Raw genomic sequence first — 22,332 nt, forward strand, 5'->3', positions numbered from 1 at the left:
AGCACAACCTGCTTCTATATTAGTGGTGGCGTGTTCCAGCATCTAAGTTAGCTAATTCAAACCAAACAGACACGAGCAATGTAAACTGCCTAGCAATTTTCGTGAGAAATCTAAAACGCAGCAACATGCCTGACTGAAGATAGGTTTTATAAAATAGCTTAAAATTGCTTGTTTTTTAACTCAGTTCTTTGTTGTGCTTTCGTTATTTACATTCTTTTTCTTTTAATAATCTTATAGGTTCTTGCATTTCCTTCTTCAAATTAGATAAATGCTGTTCCTGTCTAATTAGCATACCAATAAGTGTAACAAGATTGTCCTGAAACTTTAAGAATATTGGATTATTAGGCTCATTGGTCCAATTATTTTTTGGTAAAAGGTCAATATGTTCTTTATCAAGCTCGCGCTGAAGATAATCCATATCTTGATATCCAAATTCAGTCATTAACTCAAAACTATCCATCCCGTTAATAATGACATTCCTATTTTCTTGGAGTAGATTTGAAATGTTGTTTAAAAATGTACTATGCTGAATCAATCTGTTTTTAAGTTCTAAATCTGTTAACAGCTTTAATTGCCCTGATGATGTTATGTCTTCAAAAGCAATAGTACTGGGTATAAAAACGTCTTGTCTTAATGCAAGTACAAATTTATTTAGTATTTCACCTCTGTCATTCGGTATATTGTTTAAATCTAATATCAGCTCTTTACAAATCTTTATTTTGTTTCTTATCAGTTTAGAAGATTCATCAATTAATTTTTCATTTAACTCAAAGTCGTCTAAAATTCTACAGTAGTAATCAGCTTCAGCAATTTTATTTTTTCGGTTTTCATTCCAATTATTAATCTGTAAAGCAATCAATATCCCGATGACTACAAGTACAATTTCACCAAGGGCATACTTAAAATACTTTCCAGTTTTATTTTCCATCAGAAAATTTTGTCTAATTTTTCTAAAGAACTTTATCATTGGTTAGTGGTTTCTGATAATGAAGCACAATCTGCTTCTATATTAGTGGTGGCGTGTTCCAGCATCTAAGTTAGCTAATTCAAACCAAACAGTCACGAACAAAACAAACTACCTAACAATTTTCGTGAGAAATCTAAAACGCAGCAACATGCCTGACTGAAGATAGGGTTTTTAAATTAGCTTAAAATTGTTTGTTTTTTAACTCAGTTCTTTGTTGCCAGTAGTTATTATTCTTTTAAAAATTCGTATTCGTATATTTTCGGTTTAATTTTGTCTTCTAAAAAGTTCAGTTTGTTCCTTAATTCTCCAATCAATTCCATATATTTTTCATCATCACTTTTTGAGTTCATTCTACCTTTGGCGTTTCTGCCCTGAAAATGAACTCTAATGTCATAATAACTTGCATTTACATTTACATTAGGTTGGCTGTGATAGTATTTCCAAAGTTTTCTACCTGCATCAAAAACGTCTTTAGCTTCTTCTGAAAATTCTCTTTTTTTGTTTTTATTTGAGCTAGTTCCAAACAAGTCTTTTTCGTTTTCTGTTTTCATTTTACCATAAATAAAATCGGTCATAAAATTGCTCTCAAATCTATTTTGTGCATTTACTTCTTGTTCTGTAAATGGTATCCAATTATTTATGCCAAAACTTGATGAAATATTATTACTATTATCGAACAAGCAGAAAGTTAAACAATCACTTTGAAACTCTGTGTCATACACCCAATTATCATTCGGGTAAGTAAACTGGTCTCTATCATTTATCCAAGTTGCTTGAATGCAATGGCGAACAGAAATATATATTGAAACTTCTATAATGTTTTTATCAGTTACCCAAGTACCTCTAGGGTGTGGTAATTGATTTTTGTCATTAATAATGAAAATAAAATTTGTGTTTTGGAAATCATTGCCTTTTGCAGACATAAAACCAATATTTTTTTCATTAACTCTATTTCTAGTGGTTTTTATCCAATCATTTATTGATTTGAAAATTGAAGTATTAATAAATTTTTTATTGCCAATAAAATCGCCTTTAGAGTTATAAATATCACTTTTTATTTCTTTAAAATCTTCCTTAATATTATTGTTCCATATGAAAAAGCCTATTGGGAATTTTCCTTTCACATTATCGAATGAGCTTGCTGGAACAACAAATAAATTTTCGAGTTTAGCTTGAAAAAAACTTCTAAAGTCTTTGAAATTTGGTGCTTGTAGGGTTTTTAAAGTTGAGAAATCTGCAATTATTGTATTAGGAATTTCAGCATTAATTCTTGTTAGAAACTGAACAAAAAGTTCACGTCCACCAATTCCAATTTTGCTTTTATATTTTTCATAAATTTTTGTGGTAACTGCAACATTTGTTTTATTTGTCCCTGTCTTTGTTACAGTAGATTTACTCGCTGCTTCTGCATAAGGTGGATTTATATAAATAATCAGTTTTTTCCGTTTCTCGGTATCGTTAATAACGTCTTGTAAACTTTGAGGCAACTTGGTGAAATCATCATTTAAGAAGTCAAATTGAAAAATGTGATTATGCAGTAAGTTCGCTCCGTGGTCAATACGCTCGTGCATTACGTTAACATCAGACTGATCTAATGTGCTTGCGTAAATATTGTATTTGTTAGTCAAACCTGTTAATAGATTTCCTGTGCCAGCCGCACAATCCCAAACGTAATAGTCGTCTTGCCAGTTTTCGCCTAAATGGTCAGTTAAGTATTTTTGTGAAAGTTCAACCCAAATCCGAGGTGTAAAAAAAGCTCCTTTGCGTTCTCTAATATCTTGAGGTACGAGTAAATCTTTGCGTTCTATTATATAATCTTGAAATTCTTGTATTGGTGGCCGTTTGTAGAGTTTCCAGAATTGTAAATAAGCATTTTTATTTCGGATATTTATCGTAGCATCAAACATTTGCTTAATGTTCTCTTTGGCAATTTTATAGCCTTGATTATGAAAGACAACAAATAAACTATCTCTTATGGTTAAATCATCATCAATATCTTGTGTGCCTTTGTCGTCAACAAATATGTCAGCTAAATAAAAATCACTATCAAAAATATTCGCTTTTTTTAAGTCATCCCAATTAACGTCAATTATAGGTTTAACAATCTCAATCCAACGTAAATAAATTGGAATGAAATTGTTTTTGTCTATTTTGATTTTACTTTTTGTTGTGGCATTAGCCACATTATTTTTAATAAAGGTATTGAGTAGCTTTTCGTCTTTTTGATAATCAAAAACATAAGTTTTCGTTTTTAAGATAGATTCAATTCTTTCTTTAATTATTTGAAATTCTTATGTTTCGTGATTACTTGATGTGACGTTCCAATTAAAGTCATTGAGATAAAAAATATCTTGAATGTTAACATAATCAACAAATGCGATTTTTTTAAAATCAAATGCGCCTAAAAAAGCTGGCGGTAATGTTTTGTCAAAAGTTCTTGCTTTTCCTATTGTCAGAATGAGCTGAACAAACATAGTCGGAATGTCAAAATCCCCAGTTTTGGCTTCTGCCCATAAAAGAGGTGTTCTTCCAAATAAGCTGTCTTGTTTCGGAAAAACAGTAAAGTCAATATTTCCAAGAATTTCGGTTGTGTCAAATTGCTTAAACCAGTCAGCTCCAACTTTATTTTTTAGTTCTTCTTCTCGGATTTTTTTATACCTCATTCTTTTTTTTTGTCTTTTTACGCTGTGGTCTGTTCTAATTGCTGGCAACGGTTACGTATAAGAATAGTGCGGTTTTGAGAGCGAGGATTTTCCGAAGGAAAATCAGCAGCTAACAAAAACGTACTAACCTTTGATTAAGCACTAAACTACGCATTATTTTTATACAATGTTGTGTAACGTTTTTTTTAAATTCCATAACTTTCATTCATACACATAATTCCATTTATTTCGGTCATTTTTTCAATTTTTTTGGTTTTAAGATTTGCTTTCCACGCACTTTTAATTTTGGAATAATATTCTAAATCAAAATCATTTTCAGTTCTCTCAATTATTGTGAAAATCCGAGAATCTGCTTTTCCGTTATTTTGGCAAACACCAAATGATGTAAATTCATTTTCTTTAAAATTATTGATATGAATGGTATCTAAAATTTGATACTTTTTTTCAGGTTTTCCAGTCTCAACAATTTTCTCAAGAATAATTATTCGTTTGTTGTCATTTACCATCTCCACAAAAACATATTCCCATCTACTTTCTTCATAATTTATGACAGAGCTAATTCCGTTTTCGTGATTTTTGAAATATTCAATTTCATTAATTTTCCTAAAGACTTTATCAAAAATCGTTTTTTTTGTTTTTTCAGAATCCGAAATTTCAGTTTCACTTTGTTCATTTAGTGATGTTTGAGTTTCTGTTTTATTCTTTTTGTCAACACAACTAAAAGTCAGAAATATTAATATGCAAGTTAGTATTTTGTTCATTTCTCAAATGTTACACAACTCGTTTTATAAACCATAAATATAATCATATCCCTGAAACGAATTCCATTAACAAGCCAATATAAACTGTTTTATATTAAGAAATATATGGAAATCCGTAAGTATTAAAACATGAGTAGATTTATAACCTTATTTCTTACTTAGTTCATCCACATGCATCATATATGTTGCAATGGCATCTAACTCAACATCGGTAATTTGTTTTAAAAACCCATCAATATTAGCTTGCATTATAGCTACTTGGCTGGCAGTTGTATCCACAATAGGTTTTGCATAGCCTTTTAAGAAGGATACAATATCGGCATTATTTGCTTTATAAACATGCATAATATCTACAACCGAAGGCGCTTTATGTTCTCTATCTATAGCATGACAGGTAATACAGGTCTTTTCTGAAAACAACCTATTACCTAGAAATATTTTTGAATCTTGACTTAATTCCGTTCGCTCAGGAACTACAGTCTCAAGTTTCTTTTCTGTTTTTTTATCTGTTTGGCAGCTAGTTAGCACTAGAATTCCTGTTAAAACGATTAATATACGCTTCATATAATGGGTTTTAGATGACTACTTTTAAAGTTTGATTTTACTAAAATAAATAATATTTCCATGTAAAAAGCAGTTTACAATACAGGTTGTGACTTTTTTGTAGATTATTTTAAAAGGACTTTGATTCTGAAACAAAAGAATAATATCTTTGAGCAATAACAAACTAAGCCTATAAAGATTGCAACAGATAAAAGCGTATTTAGATCAAATTGCTACTATTTCTAATACAGATTGGGCGTTTTTTACATCTAAATTGCAACGTCGTGTTATTAAAAAGAAAACCGTTTTTTTAAAACTTAACGACATAGAGAATCACATCTCTTTTATAGAGTCTGGAGTGGTGCGTGTTTATATTCCAAAAGAAAACCCTGAGAAAGAAATAACTTTTGGGTTTAGTTTTAAAGACCAGTTTATTTCTGCTTACGATTCGTTTTTAACCCAAACACCTTCGGCTTACGAGCTTCAAGCACTTACAGATACCACCATTTTAAGTATTACCTACAACGATTTGCAAGAGGTTTATAAACAGACACAAATAGGTAACCTAATTGGCAGACTCACTGCCGAACGCTTGTTTTTAATCAAATCTAAGCGCGAACAAAACCTGTTAAATCTTACAGCTGAAGAACGTTACGTGAAGCTGTTTAAAGAACGTCCAGAACTTTTAAAAGTTATTCCTTTAAAATACATCAGCTCTTATATAGGTGTTACTGCTCAAGCTTTAAGTAGAATTAGAAAACGTATCTAACTAGCTTTTGGAATTTAGTTTTTTAGAACCCTTACAGTTTTTCTTGATTTAGGTTCATTGTTTGGCTCAACGCATCAGTTTATCTTTACAAAAAAAAGAAATGGCAGTTGTTATTTTTGTGTTAGTACTATGGTATGGAGGCTTATTCTTTCAATCTTTCTTTTTGCATCGCTATGCAGCCCATCAGGTATTTACTATGTCGAAAACTATGGAACGAATTACCTTTGTTTTAACTTGGGTATTTCAAGGCTCTAGTTATTTAAGTGCCTATGGTTATGGCGTTATGCACAGAATGCATCATGCCTATACAGATACTGAAAAAGATCCACATTCGCCATCTTTCGATGCTAATGTATTTGCCATGATGTGGAGAACAAAAACAATCTATCAAGATATTAATAAACAACGTGTTGCTGTGGAAGATCGTTTTACTAAAAACGTCCCACAATGGAAAAGCTTTGATGCTTTTGCTAGTTCTCGCTTTTCCAGATTACTCTGGATTACTGCTTACATTTTATTCTTTGTATTTTTTGTTACTGCATGGTGGCAGTGGCTTTTGTTACCAATTACATTTTTAATGGCACCAATTCATGGTGTGATAATTAATTGGTTTGGACATATTTATGGCTATGTCAATTATAAAATGAAAAACACCAGTAAGAATCTATTCCGTTTCGATTTTTTAATGATGGGTGAAGGTTATCATAACAACCACCACAAACATGCTAGTAGTGCCAATTTCGGGGTAAGATGGTATGAAATTGACATCACCTATTTAATTATAAGACTGCTAGATATTTTTGGCGTTATTCAATTGAAACCTGTAACCATAAAGAAATAATTATTTAGTTAGTACTTGATTGTTATTGTTTCATTCTAAATTGCTTTAAATGAAATCCGAATAATAACAATGCTAAGAAGATGTTAGCGAAGTTAGAAAACTAACCAGTTTATAAAATGAAAAAGTGAGGCTTTTAAAAAATAGAATGTTTTTCTATTCAAATAGCCTCACTTTTGTTTTATTCTGTAATTATAATTATTCTTTTAACGATTTCATATCAATAACAAAACGGTATTTAACATCGCTTTTAAGCATGCGTTCGTAAGCTTTATTTATGTCTTGCATTTTTATCACCTCGACATCCGAAATAATTTGATGCTTGCCACAGAAATCTAATAACTCCTGAGTTTCAGCAATACCACCAATTAAAGAACCAGCAATAGCTTTTCGTCCCATAATCATTGGAACAGTTACTAACATTGGGTCTAATGGTCCTAAATAACCAACAACAACCAAAGTACCATTTGTAGCCAATGTGCCAACATATGGATTTAAATCATGCGCATAAGGAACTGTGTCTATAATAACATCAAAGTTGTTCATTACACTTTCCATTTGGGTTTCATCTGTAGAAATAATAACCTGATCTGCTCCTAATGCTTTGGCATCTTCAATTTTATTAGTAGATCGTGAAAACAATGTCACTTGAGCTCCTAAAGCATGTGCTAATTTAATAGCCATGTGGCCTAAGCCTCCCAAGCCAACAACAGCTACTTTAGAGTTTTTTCCAACATTCCAGTGTCGCAATGGAGACCAAGTAGTAATTCCAGCACATAAAACAGGTGCAATACCAGCAAGATCCAGGTTTTCTGGCACACTTAATACAAAATCTTCGTCTACAACAATGGTTTCTGAATAGCCACCATGAGTATTGGTATCTAAATGCTTATCGTAACCACCATAAGTACCAACCCAGCCTCCAGAACAGTATTGTTCTAAATCGGCTTTACAGTTATTACACGTTCTACAAGAGTCAACTAAACAGCCAACAGCTACTAGATCGCCTTTTTTATATTTGGAAACTCCTTCTCCAGTGTTTATTACTCTTCCAACAATTTCATGGCCAGGAACAACAGGATATTGCGTCATTCCCCAATCGTTACGAGCAAAATGCAAATCGGAATGGCAAACACCACAAAACAAGATGTCTATTTCTACATCTTTAGAGGTCACTTCCCTTCTATCGATATTAAATTGTTTTAAATCGGCTTCAGCTGAATCTGTTCCGTATGCTTTTACACTTTTTGTTTTCATGGTCTTTTTTTATTTGTTATAATGATTAATTAATACTTTATTTTTTGAACTTTTTAAAAAAGGAATCAGCAAATGAAATCATGGCTAACGCATTAATTTATTCTCATAAATATAAAGAAATAGAGGTAATTTTTTTAGAGAAAGCAGAATTAACTTTCTAATCTAAACAATAGGCTTGGTTTACAAGCTCACTAAAATGGACTTGCTTCAGTTGTTCTTTCTTTGCAATGACTAAGCTTGAGTTACGTTTGGGTATAAAAAAACCATCTGTTAGAATGGTTGTTTTGTAATACATGAGATATGGTTAGACTAAACTTACTTTAACTGCAATTAATCCTTTTTCTCCTTGTTCTATATCAAACTTTACGTGGTCGTTTTCTTTAATAGTATCGATAAGATTAGTTGAGTGAACAAATATTTCTTTCTCAGAATCTTTAACTGTAATAAATCCAAAACCTTTGGCTTTAATGAAAAACTTCACGTTACCTTCTTTTAATTGACTTGCCTTATTAGATTTTATAAATCTATTTAATATTTTTTTAATCATTATTTCTATTGTTATTAGTCGTTTTCATTCGCTTTTAGGTGATGCCAACAATTGGCTTCTTTCCAAGCATTCGAAGCATTTTTGTATGATCTTTCAAGGCTTGAAAGATGCTTTTCTTTACATGATATGGCATACCAAACTCTTTGGCAGTTTCTGAAACTATATTGGTTAATTTTTTATAATGGACATGACACACGTCTGGCAAAACATGATGCTCCACTTGGTAATTTAAACCTCCAATCAACCAAAATAGCAACTTGCTCTTTGGCGAAAAATTACTTGTAGTAGCAAATTGATGTCTGTACCACTCATTTTTCATCATGCCTTTTTCATTAGGCAAAGGGAAATCAGTTTCTGGCATAATGTGCGCAATTTGAAACACAGCACTTACCATAAGACCTGTTATTACATGCATGCTTAAAAATGCTAATAAAATAATCCACCATGATAATGGCACCATAATCATTGGTAGTACTAAGGCATAAGAATAATAAAATAGCTTCCATGCAGTAATACTAAATATTCCTTTTGGAAATTCATTTTTCTTGTTCAGTAAACCCATATTATTATAACGGTTTAAACGAACAAAGTCTTTTACTGTTATCCAAAACAAAGTAGATATTCCATAAAAAAACCAGATATAAACATGTTGAAATTGCTGAGACCAATGATGTTTCGCATTAGGAGAAAAACGAAGAAAAAATGGTGTATTAATATCATCGTCTGCATGATCAATATTGGTATAAGTATGATGCAGAATATTGTGTTGAATCCTCCAAACTTTATCGCTTGCACCAATTAGATTAAAAGTATAACCCAACAGTTTATTGATATTTTTATTTTTTGAATAGGCACCATGAATAGCATCATGCATCACTCCCATTCCTATTCCAGACATACCAAACCCACTTATTATGTATAATATGAATAGTAGCCAGATGCTTGTAACTAATCCAGAAGAAAGTAAAATTAATGGTACGAAAAATAAAGAAAGCATAACTAAAGTTTTTACAACCATATTAGCATTGGCTTTTTTACTTAAATTATTTTCTTTGAAATATAGATTTACGCGACTTCTTAGTGTTTTCGAGAAATCGTTACCTGCTTCTCTTGAAAATCTGGGGTTTTCCATTGTATGATTTGACGTATTAATTAATGGCATTGTATGCTTCAATCACCTTTATTAATGGTTTTGAAGTTTCGTATTTCTAAGAGAAAATAGTTATGAAGATTGTATTTTGGATAGGTTTATTTAAGCAAATCCGAAAAGTCTTAACAAATAGAATATCTAATATACTACGATATTAAAGTATTGAAGAGCGCAAAAATTAATTAAAATTGGGAGAAATTAAAAAAGGTAAGCAGTCTAAATAATTAATGTTGTAAAGATAATCTTAATTTAACCAAATTAGCATAATTATGTGTTAAAGTATTGATAATCATTATTTTATTTAACCAACTAGATTCGCTTGAGAATGTGCACTCCACTACGCTCATTTTAAATAAGATACCCTTTTTTAAAACTTTTTAAATACTAAAAAACTTAAGAATTTATTTCCAATTTATACCCTACACCATGCACATTTGTAATCTTTACAGAATCGTCTTTTTCCAGTTTTTTTCGCAATTTGGAAATATAAGTATCTAAACTTCTACCGACAAAAACGCCATGATCTTCCCAAACTTTCTTAGTTAATTCATCTCGTTTAATAATCTGATTAGGATTTGCTACAAAAATTTCTAACAGTTCGCATTCTTTTTTAGACAGACTAATTTCTTCAGCTTGTTTTACTAATTTATTTTGCTCTGGATAGAATTGAAAACTGCCAAGAGTAGCGTAATTCTCTGCGTTTTCTGGAATGTCTGGTTCTAGTTCTCTTTTATAGAACCCTAAAAACACTAGAACAAAACCTGCAAATAATAATCCATAATAACCTATTTGACCACTAGGAGATGTTGTTTTTATGTTTGTAAATTGTACTTCAATAGTATAACAACTTTCTGGCAAATACCTTCCAGCACAAGGGATGATGCTATTTTCAACATTATTTAATATTTGATAACTATATGCAACTTCCTGTTCTTCACACTGGATGGTTTCCACCAAGTAATCTTTAGGAAGTGTTGCTTTTTGAAATGAAGAGTCAATAATGGAAACTAAGTTTCCAGGTTCAAAAGACAATGGCTTTTGAAAAGATAATTGATATTTGTTTTCTTCTAATTCTATAACAGGTAAAATTAAAGACGTAGTATCTTGATTGCGTAGTAATATTTTATTCCCAACATCACGTAGAGAAACCTTAACTCTTTCAGAAAAAAGGTCCTTATTTTTTTTAGTTGGTATTAGCATCCATATTGAAAACAGAATGATAATCAAACCACTAGCTTTAAAAATTATTTTTTTATTCATAATTACTGTAAATAACATGATATTTAATGACTTTTTAAAACTGTTGACACTTCTTTTACATTTTTTTGACATTTTTTGGCTATGTTTATTCTAGTTTTACGGTTATTATGAATCACTAAAACAATCAATTTATGAACAGAATAGTATTATGTTTCATCCTGCTTATTTTTATTAGTTTCAGTACTAAAAGTCAGGAATCGGGTAAAGAGATTGCTTCAACTGAAGTGAATTTACCTTTAAATCCATTTGAAACAATTACATATAAAGAACCTTATAGTCCACATAGCCCTTATCATTTAGACTTAAAAATAGAAAATACAGAAACTGATTCTAAGCAATTAGTTGTTTTTATAACCTTGAAAGGTGACTCCTATTTTGTATCACCTCATGCAAAAAAAGATTTTAAAGGACGTTTTAGCATGACTTTAGATGAAAGCAGCAATTTGGCAACACAAGGACACATTATTGAAATACCACAATCGGTTGAGGAAATAGATACTCACCATCTTGTAGATGGCACTGTTAATTGGGTAAAAGAAAACACGACATACAAATTACCATTAAACGTTAATACAGATAAAGACTTTGAAGCAACTGGAGCTATAAGATTTACTATAGAGCCACGTTGCACGTTTGAAGAAATCCCGTTTATGATTAGTCAGAAATCTGGGAAATTATCTGTGAAATTAATTGGTGGTTGTTAAGGATAGTATAGAAAAATTTGTCATATGCAACTGAAATAAATTCAGACCTTAAATGTCAATTTGACATATTTATTAACTATAACATGCTAACTTTAAACATATTAACTACTTTTTCATCTAAAGGTTTTAATAAAAAGTTAAAATAATATCAATTTTTAACTTTGGCATTTTGTTTGCTTTTTTTGATAATGAAATTTTGATTTAATGTTTAATTTTAAATTTTTATTATTATGAGCACTATAGTTAATGTTCCTAAAAAAGAAAGTTTACCAAACACTAATTCGAATGTAAACTTTCCTAATTGGTCTAATTGGTTAGAAGATGTTTTTAACAGAGAGTTACCTAATGTATTTACTCCTAATTTTAATACTGGTATCTCTTTACCTAAAGTAAACATTAAGGAATCTGCTGATTCATTTATTGTTGAAATGGCAATTCCAGGAGTTAAAAAATCTGATTTAAAAATTGACCTTGATAACGAAACTCTTTCAATTTCTACTGAGTTAAAAGAAGAAAATGAACAGCATGAAGATAATTATACTCGTAGAGAGTTTGGTTACTCTTCTTTTAAGAGAACTTTTACACTTCCTGAAAGTGTAAATGACACAAAAATTGATGCTAAATATGAAGATGGTATCTTGAATATCTTATTGCCAAAAAAAGAAGAGGCAAAAAAGAAACCAACAAGAACTATTAAAGTTTCATAAAAGTAGCAATTTATTTGGTAAAGAAAAATGGGGCTGCTTTTAAGCCCCTTTTTAACCAACTTTCTATTTATAATTTGATTACAATTTCTTATTATAAATTACTCTATTCCATTAAATATAATAAATGTTTAACCTATAATTAAAACTTAATATTATGACTTTAAGAAAATTTAAACCAGGAGATTGGGTTAAAATTAAAGGTTTACCCAGCAATCAAAAAATGGAAGTATTAAAATATGTTATAAAAAAAGACCCTCTTTTAGGGATCACCAATAGTAATAAATATTTAGAATGTGTTTGGTATAAAAATGGCGAACGAAATTCAGAAATATTTCATCAAAACAAATTGTTAAAAATACATGAAACTGGTGGCCTATATAAAGCTTAGTTAAACATATAATTAATAAAAAACAAATATCATGAGAGCTTATATTATTTTATTAATGATGAGTTTATTGAGTTCTAGTTGTACTGGACAAAAAAATGATTTGGCAAATAATAATTCTAAAGCTCATCAAGAAAGAAATGAGAATCAACCTCAAGGAATTTGGAGGGTTGAAAAAGAATTTGATAAAGACGGAAATTTAATTCGTATTGATAGTATTTATTCTTGGTCTTATTCAAGTTCGAGTAAATACAACGAATTAAATGATATAGAAAAAGACAGTTTGCTTGAGGAGTTTAAATCTAGATTCTTTAAACAGTATTCCCATTTAAAAAATGATGGGTTTGGTAATTTATTTAATTTAGATTCAATTTATAGCAAAAACTATTTTAATGATGATTTCTTTAAAAGTGATTTTGGTAATGAATTTATGAATCTAGATAAAATAACACAGCAGATGATTGACAGACAAAAAGCATTTTTAGAGAAATACCAACCAAAAACTATAGAACCTATCGAGTAGGAAACATATACTATTATAATTTATAAATAAAGACCATATTTTGGTCTTTTATTTTTTTTCTAAAATAATATTATAGTTAGACACGTACATATCTTCCTTTTTTAATGTAGTAAGAATACTATTTATTCCTTTTTTATTTAGTCTTTTTCTGCAAGCTTTAGTTAAAAAAGGGTCGTCGTTAAATAATAAAGTATTTAAAGCGTATTCTGGTTTACCTATTTCTTTAACCACTGGATGTATGTGTCTTAATTCTTTACTATGTGGATAAGATCCTGGAATAAATGTATAAAATGTATATTCTCCATTTGCATCTGTTTTAATCCAGCCTCTATTATTTACATAACGTTTATCATTCTCAAATTTTAAATCGTACTCTCCATTGTCATTTGGTTGTTCAATATATAGAATCACGTCTTTAGCAGGAGTCACACCATCTGATAGAAAAATAGTACCAGTAATTTTAAGTTTATTTTCCAGAGTTTCAAATCCGGGAATGGTATCTGTATTGTTTAAGTTTTTTTCAGCATAATCATATATAGGACTTCTGGTCATATAATCGAATGGAATTTCTTCTAAAACATTGGCTGAATCTTGTGCTTTTAGCTGTACAAATGAGCTAAAAAAACAAGAGATAGAAAAGATAATAATAAACTTTTTCATGAGGCTTAACTTATATAATTCGTTTAAAACTATATATTTAGACCTATTACTTCATAAAAAATCTTATGAACTATAAAATTTTACGATGAAATGAAAATAAGGTTCAAAAGTATCGATGTAATACACTAATTAGATGTGATTCTTGAAAACTAAAGAAAGTCTATTTGCTCTATTTCCAATTTAAAGTTTTGAGCTTTCTTATTAGCTATTAAAAATCCAATTTCTTCAAGATATTTTCCTGGATATTTAGAAAGTTGCAACTCTCTGCCACGATAGGTTGGATAGAATTCTGTAAGTGGAAACTCAATAGTTTGCCATTGGTCTGAAGTTTCAAAATAAGATATATAAGAATGTCTATCTTCTTTTTTAGTTTTTATTCGTAATTGATATCTATGCGTATCTCCTTTTAGTTTAATTCTAATTTTTGTAAATGCATCTACATCTATCCGATCTAAACTATATTTAACACTAGAGAAACCACCATTATTTTCTAAAGACACTTGACCTGAAAACTCGCCATATCCTTCTTTATTTATAACAAATTTAGATTGAGAGTTTCCTCCCATTACCACATCATTAGTAATCTGCCAATTAGATAATTCAGGGTGTGTTTTTGCGTGAAATACCATCATAATAAAACCTCTAAGTATTTAATTAAAGTTACCAAATAGTTCATTTAATTTTTGAGTACGATGATTAAAAATTTCAGTTAGTTTAGGCTTTACTAAAACAGGATGTAACAACCTACCCAAAAAACCAAATGGTATTTTATAATCTATTATATCTTCCATCTCTACTCCTCCTTCAATTTCTTTTAAAAAATGTTTGTGATGCCACAAAGCATAAGGCCCAAATCGTTGTTCATCAACAAAATAGTGCCTGTCCTCGACATGTGTTATTTCAGTAACCCAATGTGTTTTTATTCCTAAAACAGGTGTCACAATATATTGAATAATTTGGCCTGCAAACATCGGTTTTTCAGCACCTGAAATAATATCAAAACTCATGTATCCAGGTGTAATCGTTTTTAAATTTTTTGGGCTAGATAGAAATTGCCATGCTTCTTCTAATGTAATTGGTAAATTTTGTTTGGATGACAATCTATAAACCTTGCCTTTTGTAGAGAAGTCCATGTGGTATAATTAATTATTAAATAATATATAAGCATTTAAACTACTAGCTATTATTAACCAACCAAAATATAGTACAATCAACCAAGTTTTAGTCTTTAAAGCAGGCATGTATTTAAACAAAAATGTACCAACTACAATAGTTAAAAAGAGTATGATTATAAGGCCAAAACCAACTAAATGCTGATTGAAGAAAATATAATTCCAAGACACATTTAATACAAACTGAATAGCAAACAAACTAACTACAAAAGTATTGGGCACTAACTTTATTAAACTTGCCATATAAAACGAAAAACAAATCATAATAGTTGTCCAAGCAACACCAAACAACCAACCAGGTGGAGTCCAAGGCGCTTGATTTAGGCTCATGTACCATTCAGTCATTGGACCATTATCCATTAGCCAACTTCCAATTCCTAGAGCAGCAAAATTTATTATTAGAAATAAAATGACTAATTGATACTTTTTCATTTCAAATGATCTGTAATTTTAGAACTTAAAGGCTTGGTTATTGAATAATAATAATCTACAAAATGACCCTCTTCGTCTAATAAATATTTTTGAAAATTCCATTTTACTGTAGAACTACTTACTCCATTTAACTCTTTGTTTGTTAACCAAGTATAAAGCTCATGCTGATTATCTCCTTTAACATCAACTTTTTCTGTCATTAGAAAAGTTACGCCATAATTTACTTGACAAAAAGATTCAATTTCTTTTGCAGATCCAGGCTCTTGACCACCAAATTGGTTGCATGGTACACCTATAACTACTAACTTATCTTTATAAGTATCATATAATTCTTGCAAGCCTTCGTATTGACCAGTAAAACCACATTCTGAAGCCGTATTTACAATAAGGATTTTCTTTCCTTTAAACTGACTTAAATCTATGGGTTCACCAGTTAAACTATTAATCGATATGTTATAAATACTCGCTGTTTCTTGCATAAGTTTCGCTGGTTTATTTCTATTAATAAAATAGAAGATGATTCCTAATGGGATTAATACGTAAAGAATTTTTATCATTTTATATATTTTTATGAGTTGTTAGTTTTTTTTGTTTAACATTTATCGTTGCAAAGTTAGACAAAATATTTAAATTAATTATATAAATAATCATAAAATATTATAATTGTCGGGGAAACTATATATCACAAACAGTAAATATTACTTATTTCTAAACCTGTTAAATATGGCAATTTTTTTCTTTGTATTAATAAAATAAACACCAATTAGTAAAATAAATGCAGCAATAAGGGACTGTTTTGAGATGTGTTCATCTAAAACATACCAGCCTAGCAATAAAGCTATTACTGGGTTTACATAAGCAGAAGTAGATACTTTCTCTGTAGAAACCACTTTAAGTAGGTAGTTAAAAGCTGTAAAAGCAACAATACTTCCAAAAATAATTAACAAGACCATAGATACTTGTGCCTTAGCACTCCAATTAATTGGAGATAACCAAGGTTCGTTTAATACAAGACTAAAAATAATTAGCAAAAATCCTGCTGCCAACATTTGATATCCTGTACTAACAAAAAAGCTACTAGGCAAATTTGCTTTAGACACAAATATACTAGCATAACTCCAGCATAGAACACAACTAAAGATCATAAAAATGCCTATAATGCTTTTGTTATTCAAAACTAAGCTGTCTTGACTAACCAATAAATACATTCCTATAATTCCTAAAACAACGCCAAGAATAGATTTCACCTGAATTTTACTACCATAAAGAATTCGCATGAGAAAAATTACAAATAAAGGTTGTGTAGCAGCTATAAGTGCAGCAAAACCACTATCTACATATTTTAATGCCCAAACAAAGACACCATTTCCATAAACTAAGAATAAGAAACCTGCAATAACACAGTTAATAAGCTGTTTCCTGGTGATTTTTAACGAAATTTTTAGCAAAAGTGATATACAAATAATAATTGCTCCTGCTATAAAAAAACGAATTGCAGCTAATAACAAAGGCGCTACTTCTGCTACTACTATTTTATTTAACAAATAGGTAGAACCCCAAATAACATAAATAGAAAAAAATGAAAGAATAATTAATAGGCCTTTTTGAGGTTTACTCATTTTTACATAGTTAAGATTGGCAATATTTTGCACCTCAATATTAAGAAAACTAATTAGTATATTATTATTTCAAGCAAATATAATTAACCATATAATAGTTAAAATTGTCTATTTACAAGATTCTTTAAACGGATACTTTTCTTTTGGAAAACAATATGTTAGGTGATAATTCTGAAAAATAGTTGTACCTTAGTAATATATAAATCATCGGCTTTCCCCAAATAATTTTATCGTTTTTTCTCTAAGTAATTGATAATAGCACTAATTATTAATCAACCAATAACATTACAATTATGAGCAAAGCAGTTGAAATTACAGTTATTTTGGCAGATTCTAGAAGCAATCCTCCAAAAATTAAATTAAGAGATTCAGAAGGACACTCCTCAAAAGGTGACGACTTGACTACAAATGTCGATCCAGGAGCAACGGTTACATGGATTCCAGATTACAGTAGTGGTATATCGGAATTAACAGGGATAACCAAAAACGCCAAAATTACTAAAGACAATTACAATTTATTAAATGATGACATTAAACCAGAAGGTGGAAAACTAGTTGGGACTATTGTAACAAAATCTCCTGGAAAAGGAAAAAAAGAATATTACACTATTGGTTTTAAAATAGATGGAGATAATTCTCCATATTCTGATGATCCAAAACTTCAAATTAAAAAATAATAATTTGTGACCATGTGTATAAAACATTTTAAAGCCTATTACTTGTTAATAGGCTGTTTTTATTTTTTTATTCAAGCTGCTTACTCTCAAGAACAAAAACAGGCAGATAGTTTAAAAACACTTTATAATACTGGAGACTATAAAGAAAGTGAATTAGAAATACTAAGTAGTATTTTAATGTCTGAAATCAATCCAGATACATTGTTACATTATTCTGATTTATTAATTGATAAAGCTACACCAGATTCAATTAACCATTTAAAAAGAGGCTATTTAAATAAAGGATATGCTTTATCAAACAAAGGTAATAATGTTGAAGCATTACAATATTTCTTAAAATGTTTAGAATTAAACTATCAGTTAAAAGATGAACAAGGAATTGGGGCTGTATTAATTTCTATTGCAGATACGTATTCCATTATGGAAAATAAAGAAAATGCAACTGAATATTACAATAAAGGGATTCAAATTATAAGAAAATTAAACGATTCTATACCTTTAGGTTCAGCCCTTTTAAATTCAGGTGATAATTATTTTCACATAAAAAAATATGAAGAAGCCTTATCAAATTTTAAAGAATCTGGCACGATTTTTAAAAACATAAATTTTGAAAGAGGAACAGCTTATAATACGGGAAATATAGGCATGGTTTATACAGAACAAGGAAAATATGACCTAGCTAAAACATATTTAAATGAAGCAATATCAAGTCTTGAACCTTTTGATGACTACTATGCTATTTCTGTGTATCTTTTATATTTATCAGATATTTATGCAGAAGAGGGTAATCTAACTGAAGCTTTTAACAACGCTAAAAGAAGTTTAGAGCTTTCTTCTTCTCTTGGTTTAAAAGATCAAATTAGTGATGCAAACTTGAAGCTATCTAGACTCTATGAAGACTCAGGAAATATCGAAGATTCTTATACTTATTTTAAAAACCACATTATTTATAGAGACAGTGTTAATAACATTCATTCTGTACAGGCAATGGCAGATTTGCGCACCAATTTTGAAGTGTCTCAAAAACAAATTCAAGTTGACCTTCTTAATCAGCAAAAAAAGAATCAACGAATTATAGTATATTCAACCTTTGCAGCCCTTTTAGCCCTTATTCTATTTGCTTTTGGTCTATACAGACGTTTTATATATGTTCGATCCACCAAAAAGATTATAGAACAAGAAAAAGAACGTTCAGATAACTTATTGTTGAATATTTTACCAGAAGAAACAGCACAAGAACTCAAACTGAATGGAAAAGTACAAGCCAAAAAATTCGAATCAGTAACTGTATTATTTACAGATTTTAAAGATTTTACCCACTATGCAGAAAATTTATCTCCAGAAAAATTAGTAGAAAGTATTGATTTCTATTTTTCAAAATTTGATGCTATTATTGAAAAACATGGCTTAGAAAAGATTAAAACCATTGGAGATGCCTATATGTGTGCAGGTGGCTTGCATAATTTATCGCATACTCATGCTAATACCATGATATTAGCAGCATTTGAAATATTAGAATTTGTCTCCAAATCAAAATTAAATAATCCTGAAAATTTAACTCGCTATGATATTCGAATAGGTATACATACAGGTCCTGTAGTAGCTGGTATTGTAGGTACTAAGAAATTTTCGTACGATATTTGGGGAGATACTGTAAATATTGCATCCAGAATGGAAACTAATTCAGAACCTGGTAAAATAAACATATCAGAAAATACTTATTCACTAATAAAAGACTCTTTTGCTTGTGAATATCGTGGAAAAATGAAAGTAAAAAACAGAGGCTTATTAAATATGTATTTTGTTTATGGAATGAAGGATGGTAATGAATTTTCTAAACTTCAAACAAGTCATCTTACTAATTAATAAAGGTACACAAAAATGTTATTTTTTGTTAAATTTTTCATCACTTCTAAAACTGTAACACGCTGATTATCTATTTATTATAATATATATGATATTGTAAAATGTTAAATGTTATCATAAATTGGCATCAAATGATAATGTTTTGTGTATTTGAACGTTCTTTTTACTATTTTCGTCGAGTTTAACAATTTAATCGAAGCCAAATCATTCTTAATAACGCTTGAATGTTTTGAAAGTAAATAGTATATGAAGTCATTTATTGCCTTAGTTTTTTTGTGTACAACCTACACTACTTTTTCTCAGAATATGTCACCTGAAGTCAATTCTATTGAATCTACTATATTTATAGATAGCTTAAGTCAGTATCTAACAGATTTGAATATTAAAGAACACACTGTAGATATTACAGCCGACTTTTGGGATACCAGCAAAGTAAAAATAGATTATAATACAGAAGTTACATATCCATTGCACATTCAGTTTAAAGACTCAAACTATATCTCTCCTATTTCAAAAAACAAAGTAATAACCTCACGTTATGGCTGGAGAAAAGGTAGAGCTCACAAAGGTATAGATATCGATCTGGTAACAGGAGATAGTTTGTATGCCATGTTTGATGGTGTGGTTAGATTTGCAGATTATAGTTCTGGGCATGGAAGAACTGTTGTAGTTAGGCATTTTAACGGATTAGAGACAACTTATGCACATTTATCTAGATATGGTGTTAAGGAAAATGATTCTGTTGTAGCAGGATCTTATTTAGGTAAAGGTGGAACGTCTGGAAATGCTAGAGGAAGTCATTTGCATTTAGAAATAACTTATAATGGCATTTATATACATCCAGAAAATCTATTATATTTTGATGAAACAAACCAAGTTCGAGCAAAAGATATCTGGATTACTAAAACATGGACGAGACCAGAATTACACAATAGCAAACGTCAAAGTAAACTAGAAATATTCTCAACTGAAGAAGAAGCTATAGCTAGCATGAATAAGCCAGCACGAGTTTATATTGTTAAGAAAGGTGATACTTTATCTCGAATTTCTTCTAGAAATAATACAAGTATTAGTGCATTATGTAAAAGCAATCATTTAAAATACAATAGTACTTTACGTATTGGACAGAAACTAATTATAGAATAAATAAGATTTATTAAACGTAATACTTCTTTCTTAACCAAAACGCCACTCTTACTAAGAGGATTAATGCAGGTACTTCTACCAAAGGACCAATAACGCCTGCAAAGGCTTGTCCAGAATTCAACCCAAAAACTGCAATAGCAACAGCAATAGCTAATTCGAAGTTATTTCCTGCTGCAGTAAATGCAATGGCTGCATTTTTATCGTACGTAGCTCCAAGTGCTTTGCTAACAAAAAAGCCTATTAAGAACATGATGGCAAAGTAAATTAATAATGGAACTGCAATAATTAAAACATCCATTGGGATTTGAACAATTAATTCTCCTTTAAGCGAAAACATCACGACTATAGTAAACAATAAAGCTATTAAGGTGATTGGTGAAATTTTAGGAATAAAAACAGTGTTATACCAAGTTTCTCCTTTTAATTTCACTAAAATCTTCCTGCTTAAAAAACCTAATAAAAACGGAATGCCTAAATAAATGGCAACACTTTCGGCTATTGTAGCTATAGAAATATCAACAATAGCGCCTTCAAATCCAAAGTATGGTGGTAATATGGTTATAAAAATCCAGGCATAAAAACTATAGGCAAATACTTGAAAAATACTGTTTAATGCTACCAAACCTGCTCCATATTCGCTACTACCTTCAGCTAGATCGTTCCAGACCAAAACCATGGCAATACATCTGGCAAGACCTATTAGAATCAAACCAACCATGTATTCGGGATAATCCTGTAGAAAAGTGATGGCAAGAATAAACATCAATATTGGACCAATAACCCAATTTAGAACCAAGGAAATAGAAAGGATTTTAACGTCCTTAAAAATCTTTGGCAATAAGGCGTAATTTACTTTTGCAAGTGGTGGATACATCATTAAAATTAATCCAATAGCAATAGGAATATTAGTCGATCCACTACTAAACGTATTGATATAACTAGGAATTGAAGGAAAAAGATAACCAACACCTACTCCAATGGCCATGGCAATAAAAATCCAAAGTGTTAAATAACTATCTAGAAAACTTAATTTTTTTGTTGAAGCCATTATTATTTTTTGATTTGTGAAAAAACATAATACATTTCGGTTGCTATTTGCAAACTTCGGTTTGTATATACTTTAGTTTGCTTTGAAGTATTATCTGAAATTTTTGGATCTTCATAGGTTATTGGAATCCGTTTTTCTGCTCCAATAATATAAGGACATCCTGCATCAGCCTGCGAACAAGTCATGATAGCAGCAAAATTTGATTCTGGATTAAAAGCATCATCGAACGTTTTTGAAAAACCGATAATTGGAGATTCATTTTCTGAAAATTTGATATTATAAACCGGATTTTTATTTTCAGATAACTTAGTGATTTGAAAACCCATTTGCTCTAAAGTTTTAGCAACCATAGGATATAAAGCTGTTGCTTCTGTTCCTCCAGAAAAACAATTCACTTGATTTATTTGAAAATAATGAGCCATTGTTTGAGCCCAAACTTGAGATAAATGGCTACGTCTGGAATTATGAGTGCAGATGAAATTTAGACGAACTTCTTCTTTATTTGAAACCTTTTCTTGAATGTAACCAACAAGTATATTTAATAAAGCTTGGCGTTCTTTTGGAATACTAGTAACATCCAAGGAGTTAATTATATCTGTAATTTTTTTATACATCACAAACTTATATTCATTAAAATT

26 protein-coding genes are annotated in these 22,332 nt (G+C 30.0%); 9 read left to right on the forward strand and 17 right to left on the reverse strand.

The features are described 5' to 3' along the window. Positions 1-202: 202 nt before the first annotated feature. The 5 genes from LX78_RS06070 to LX78_RS06085 form a co-directional block, all read right to left on the reverse strand. Complete coding sequence (locus LX78_RS06070) at positions 203-928, reverse strand: DUF6090 family protein (protein ID WP_170109806.1); 726 nt, start codon at positions 926-928, stop codon at positions 203-205. A gap of 266 nt (positions 929-1,194) precedes the next feature. Beyond that, a complete protein-coding gene (locus LX78_RS06075; RefSeq protein WP_245881486.1) occupies positions 1,195-3,150 on the reverse strand; it encodes a hypothetical protein in 1,956 nt (651 codons plus the stop codon). Between the two features lie 108 nt (positions 3,151-3,258). After that, complete coding sequence (locus tag LX78_RS14915) at positions 3,259-3,630, reverse strand: hypothetical protein (RefSeq protein WP_245881487.1); 372 nt, start codon at positions 3,628-3,630, stop codon at positions 3,259-3,261. 185 nt (positions 3,631-3,815) lie between these two features. Then, the gene (locus tag LX78_RS06080) at positions 3,816-4,391 is read right to left on the reverse strand and encodes a hypothetical protein (protein WP_109681750.1); all 576 of its coding nucleotides are present in this window, start codon (positions 4,389-4,391) and stop codon (positions 3,816-3,818) included. Positions 4,392-4,538: 147 nt separating this feature from the next. Then, positions 4,539-4,955 carry a c-type cytochrome gene (locus LX78_RS06085; protein ID WP_109681751.1) on the reverse strand — a complete coding sequence of 139 codons (417 nt, stop codon included), beginning with the start codon at positions 4,953-4,955 and terminating at the stop codon, positions 4,539-4,541. A gap of 178 nt (positions 4,956-5,133) precedes the next feature. Here LX78_RS06085 and LX78_RS06090 point away from each other — a divergent pair, with 178 nt between their 5' ends. Next, entirely contained in the window at positions 5,134-5,703 is a 570-nt protein-coding gene (locus LX78_RS06090) for a Crp/Fnr family transcriptional regulator (protein ID WP_109681752.1), read from the forward strand. Positions 5,704-5,803: 100 nt separating this feature from the next. After that, positions 5,804-6,544: an acyl-CoA desaturase gene (locus LX78_RS06095; protein ID WP_109681916.1), complete on the forward strand. Its 741-nt coding sequence runs from the start codon at positions 5,804-5,806 to the stop codon at positions 6,542-6,544. A 195-nt stretch (positions 6,545-6,739) separates the two neighbouring features. Here LX78_RS06095 and LX78_RS06100 read toward each other — a convergent pair whose 3' ends face one another. The 4 genes from LX78_RS06100 to LX78_RS06115 all read right to left on the reverse strand — a co-directional run bounded on the left by LX78_RS06100 (position 6,740) and on the right by LX78_RS06115 (position 10,755). After that, positions 6,740-7,798 (reverse strand): NAD(P)-dependent alcohol dehydrogenase, encoded by a 1,059-nt coding sequence (locus tag LX78_RS06100; RefSeq protein ID WP_109681753.1) that lies wholly within the window; start codon positions 7,796-7,798, stop codon positions 6,740-6,742. A 304-nt stretch (positions 7,799-8,102) separates the two neighbouring features. Then, positions 8,103-8,345 carry a cold-shock protein gene (locus tag LX78_RS06105; protein ID WP_109681754.1) on the reverse strand — a complete coding sequence of 81 codons (243 nt, stop codon included), beginning with the start codon at positions 8,343-8,345 and terminating at the stop codon, positions 8,103-8,105. Between the two features lie 34 nt (positions 8,346-8,379). Further along, positions 8,380-9,477, reverse strand: coding sequence for a fatty acid desaturase family protein (locus tag LX78_RS06110; RefSeq protein ID WP_109681917.1), 1,098 nt, complete (start codon positions 9,475-9,477; stop codon positions 8,380-8,382). Between the two features lie 411 nt (positions 9,478-9,888). Further along, a complete protein-coding gene (locus LX78_RS06115; RefSeq protein WP_109681918.1) occupies positions 9,889-10,755 on the reverse strand; it encodes a winged helix-turn-helix domain-containing protein in 867 nt (288 codons plus the stop codon). 131 nt (positions 10,756-10,886) lie between these two features. Here LX78_RS06115 and LX78_RS06120 point away from each other — a divergent pair, with 131 nt between their 5' ends. From LX78_RS06120 to LX78_RS06135, 4 genes are all read left to right on the forward strand, one after another. Further along, positions 10,887-11,459 carry a hypothetical protein gene (locus LX78_RS06120; RefSeq protein ID WP_109681755.1) on the forward strand — a complete coding sequence of 191 codons (573 nt, stop codon included), beginning with the start codon at positions 10,887-10,889 and terminating at the stop codon, positions 11,457-11,459. Between the two features lie 230 nt (positions 11,460-11,689). Continuing rightward, positions 11,690-12,166, forward strand: a complete 477-nt coding sequence (locus LX78_RS06125; RefSeq protein ID WP_109681756.1) for an Hsp20/alpha crystallin family protein — start codon at positions 11,690-11,692, stop codon at positions 12,164-12,166. A 154-nt stretch (positions 12,167-12,320) separates the two neighbouring features. Beyond that, positions 12,321-12,554, forward strand: coding sequence for a hypothetical protein (locus LX78_RS06130; protein WP_109681757.1), 234 nt, complete (start codon positions 12,321-12,323; stop codon positions 12,552-12,554). Between the two features lie 31 nt (positions 12,555-12,585). Beyond that, positions 12,586-13,074, forward strand: coding sequence for a hypothetical protein (locus LX78_RS06135; RefSeq protein WP_109681758.1), 489 nt, complete (start codon positions 12,586-12,588; stop codon positions 13,072-13,074). A 48-nt stretch (positions 13,075-13,122) separates the two neighbouring features. Here LX78_RS06135 and LX78_RS06140 read toward each other — a convergent pair whose 3' ends face one another. From LX78_RS06140 to LX78_RS06165, 6 genes are all read right to left on the reverse strand, one after another. Next, complete coding sequence (locus LX78_RS06140) at positions 13,123-13,734, reverse strand: dioxygenase family protein (protein WP_109681759.1); 612 nt, start codon at positions 13,732-13,734, stop codon at positions 13,123-13,125. 149 nt (positions 13,735-13,883) lie between these two features. Then, a complete protein-coding gene (locus LX78_RS06145) occupies positions 13,884-14,366 on the reverse strand; it encodes a CIA30 family protein (RefSeq protein WP_109681760.1) in 483 nt (160 codons plus the stop codon). An 18-nt stretch (positions 14,367-14,384) separates the two neighbouring features. Then, a complete protein-coding gene (locus LX78_RS06150) occupies positions 14,385-14,867 on the reverse strand; it encodes an SRPBCC family protein (protein WP_109681761.1) in 483 nt (160 codons plus the stop codon). Between the two features lie 9 nt (positions 14,868-14,876). Then, on the reverse strand, positions 14,877-15,338 hold the full coding sequence (locus tag LX78_RS06155; protein WP_109681762.1) for a TspO/MBR family protein: 462 nt from the start codon (positions 15,336-15,338) through the stop codon (positions 14,877-14,879). Next, positions 15,335-15,817 carry a glutathione peroxidase gene (locus tag LX78_RS06160; RefSeq protein ID WP_245881495.1) on the reverse strand — a complete coding sequence of 161 codons (483 nt, stop codon included), beginning with the start codon at positions 15,815-15,817 and terminating at the stop codon, positions 15,335-15,337. The genes LX78_RS06155 and LX78_RS06160 overlap by 4 nt, the downstream gene beginning before the upstream one ends. A 219-nt stretch (positions 15,818-16,036) precedes the next feature. Beyond that, complete coding sequence (locus LX78_RS06165) at positions 16,037-16,957, reverse strand: EamA family transporter (RefSeq protein ID WP_109681919.1); 921 nt, start codon at positions 16,955-16,957, stop codon at positions 16,037-16,039. A gap of 293 nt (positions 16,958-17,250) precedes the next feature. Between LX78_RS06165 and LX78_RS06170 the strand changes: the two genes are divergently transcribed. The 3 genes from LX78_RS06170 (at position 17,251) to LX78_RS06180 (ending at position 20,646) form a co-directional block, all read left to right on the forward strand. Further along, a complete protein-coding gene (locus LX78_RS06170; RefSeq protein WP_109681764.1) occupies positions 17,251-17,634 on the forward strand; it encodes a hypothetical protein in 384 nt (127 codons plus the stop codon). 12 nt (positions 17,635-17,646) lie between these two features. Further along, positions 17,647-19,500, forward strand: coding sequence for an adenylate/guanylate cyclase domain-containing protein (locus tag LX78_RS06175; RefSeq protein WP_109681765.1), 1,854 nt, complete (start codon positions 17,647-17,649; stop codon positions 19,498-19,500). 246 nt (positions 19,501-19,746) lie between these two features. Further along, positions 19,747-20,646 (forward strand): peptidoglycan DD-metalloendopeptidase family protein, encoded by a 900-nt coding sequence (locus tag LX78_RS06180; RefSeq protein ID WP_109681766.1) that lies wholly within the window; start codon positions 19,747-19,749, stop codon positions 20,644-20,646. A gap of 10 nt (positions 20,647-20,656) precedes the next feature. On the opposite strand, the gene arsB is transcribed toward LX78_RS06180, so the two are convergent. Together arsB and LX78_RS06190 are read right to left on the reverse strand one after the other, a co-directional pair. Then, positions 20,657-21,694, reverse strand: coding sequence for an ACR3 family arsenite efflux transporter (gene arsB, locus LX78_RS06185; protein ID WP_109681767.1), 1,038 nt, complete (start codon positions 21,692-21,694; stop codon positions 20,657-20,659). A 2-nt stretch (positions 21,695-21,696) separates the two neighbouring features. Beyond that, positions 21,697-22,308 (reverse strand): arsenate-mycothiol transferase ArsC, encoded by a 612-nt coding sequence (locus tag LX78_RS06190; protein WP_185117702.1) that lies wholly within the window; start codon positions 22,306-22,308, stop codon positions 21,697-21,699. Positions 22,309-22,332: the final 24 nt, after the last annotated feature.

The sequence above is a fragment of the Xanthomarina spongicola genome, from assembly GCF_003148645.1.
GTDB lineage: Bacteria > Bacteroidota > Bacteroidia > Flavobacteriales > Flavobacteriaceae > Xanthomarina > Xanthomarina spongicola.

Coding starts and splice junctions, on each gene's coding strand:
- LX78_RS06070 (WP_170109806.1), bottom strand. CDS start 928: ATGGAAAATAAAACTGGAAAGTATTTTAAGTATGCCCTTGGTGAAATT.
- LX78_RS14915 (WP_245881487.1), bottom strand. CDS start 3,630: ATGAGGTATAAAAAAATCCGAGAAGAAGAACTAAAAAATAAAGTTGGA.
- LX78_RS06080 (WP_109681750.1), bottom strand. CDS start 4,391: ATGAACAAAATACTAACTTGCATATTAATATTTCTGACTTTTAGTTGT.
- LX78_RS06085 (WP_109681751.1), bottom strand. CDS start 4,955: ATGAAGCGTATATTAATCGTTTTAACAGGAATTCTAGTGCTAACTAGC.
- LX78_RS06095 (WP_109681916.1), top strand. CDS start 5,804: ATGGCAGTTGTTATTTTTGTGTTAGTACTATGGTATGGAGGCTTATTC.
- LX78_RS06100 (WP_109681753.1), bottom strand. CDS start 7,798: ATGAAAACAAAAAGTGTAAAAGCATACGGAACAGATTCAGCTGAAGCC.
- LX78_RS06105 (WP_109681754.1), bottom strand. CDS start 8,345: ATGATTAAAAAAATATTAAATAGATTTATAAAATCTAATAAGGCAAGT.
- LX78_RS06110 (WP_109681917.1), bottom strand. CDS start 9,477: ATGGAAAACCCCAGATTTTCAAGAGAAGCAGGTAACGATTTCTCGAAA.
- LX78_RS06115 (WP_109681918.1), bottom strand. CDS start 10,755: ATGAATAAAAAAATAATTTTTAAAGCTAGTGGTTTGATTATCATTCTG.
- LX78_RS06120 (WP_109681755.1), top strand. CDS start 10,887: ATGAACAGAATAGTATTATGTTTCATCCTGCTTATTTTTATTAGTTTC.
- LX78_RS06125 (WP_109681756.1), top strand. CDS start 11,690: ATGAGCACTATAGTTAATGTTCCTAAAAAAGAAAGTTTACCAAACACT.
- LX78_RS06130 (WP_109681757.1), top strand. CDS start 12,321: ATGACTTTAAGAAAATTTAAACCAGGAGATTGGGTTAAAATTAAAGGT.
- LX78_RS06135 (WP_109681758.1), top strand. CDS start 12,586: ATGAGAGCTTATATTATTTTATTAATGATGAGTTTATTGAGTTCTAGT.
- LX78_RS06140 (WP_109681759.1), bottom strand. CDS start 13,734: ATGAAAAAGTTTATTATTATCTTTTCTATCTCTTGTTTTTTTAGCTCA.
- LX78_RS06145 (WP_109681760.1), bottom strand. CDS start 14,366: ATGATGGTATTTCACGCAAAAACACACCCTGAATTATCTAATTGGCAG.
- LX78_RS06150 (WP_109681761.1), bottom strand. CDS start 14,867: ATGGACTTCTCTACAAAAGGCAAGGTTTATAGATTGTCATCCAAACAA.
- LX78_RS06155 (WP_109681762.1), bottom strand. CDS start 15,338: ATGAAAAAGTATCAATTAGTCATTTTATTTCTAATAATAAATTTTGCT.
- LX78_RS06160 (WP_245881495.1), bottom strand. CDS start 15,817: ATGCAAGAAACAGCGAGTATTTATAACATATCGATTAATAGTTTAACT.
- LX78_RS06165 (WP_109681919.1), bottom strand. CDS start 16,957: ATGAGTAAACCTCAAAAAGGCCTATTAATTATTCTTTCATTTTTTTCT.
- LX78_RS06170 (WP_109681764.1), top strand. CDS start 17,251: ATGAGCAAAGCAGTTGAAATTACAGTTATTTTGGCAGATTCTAGAAGC.
- LX78_RS06175 (WP_109681765.1), top strand. CDS start 17,647: ATGTGTATAAAACATTTTAAAGCCTATTACTTGTTAATAGGCTGTTTT.
- LX78_RS06180 (WP_109681766.1), top strand. CDS start 19,747: ATGAAGTCATTTATTGCCTTAGTTTTTTTGTGTACAACCTACACTACT.
- arsB (WP_109681767.1), bottom strand. CDS start 21,694: ATGGCTTCAACAAAAAAATTAAGTTTTCTAGATAGTTATTTAACACTT.
- LX78_RS06190 (WP_185117702.1), bottom strand. CDS start 22,308: ATGTATAAAAAAATTACAGATATAATTAACTCCTTGGATGTTACTAGT.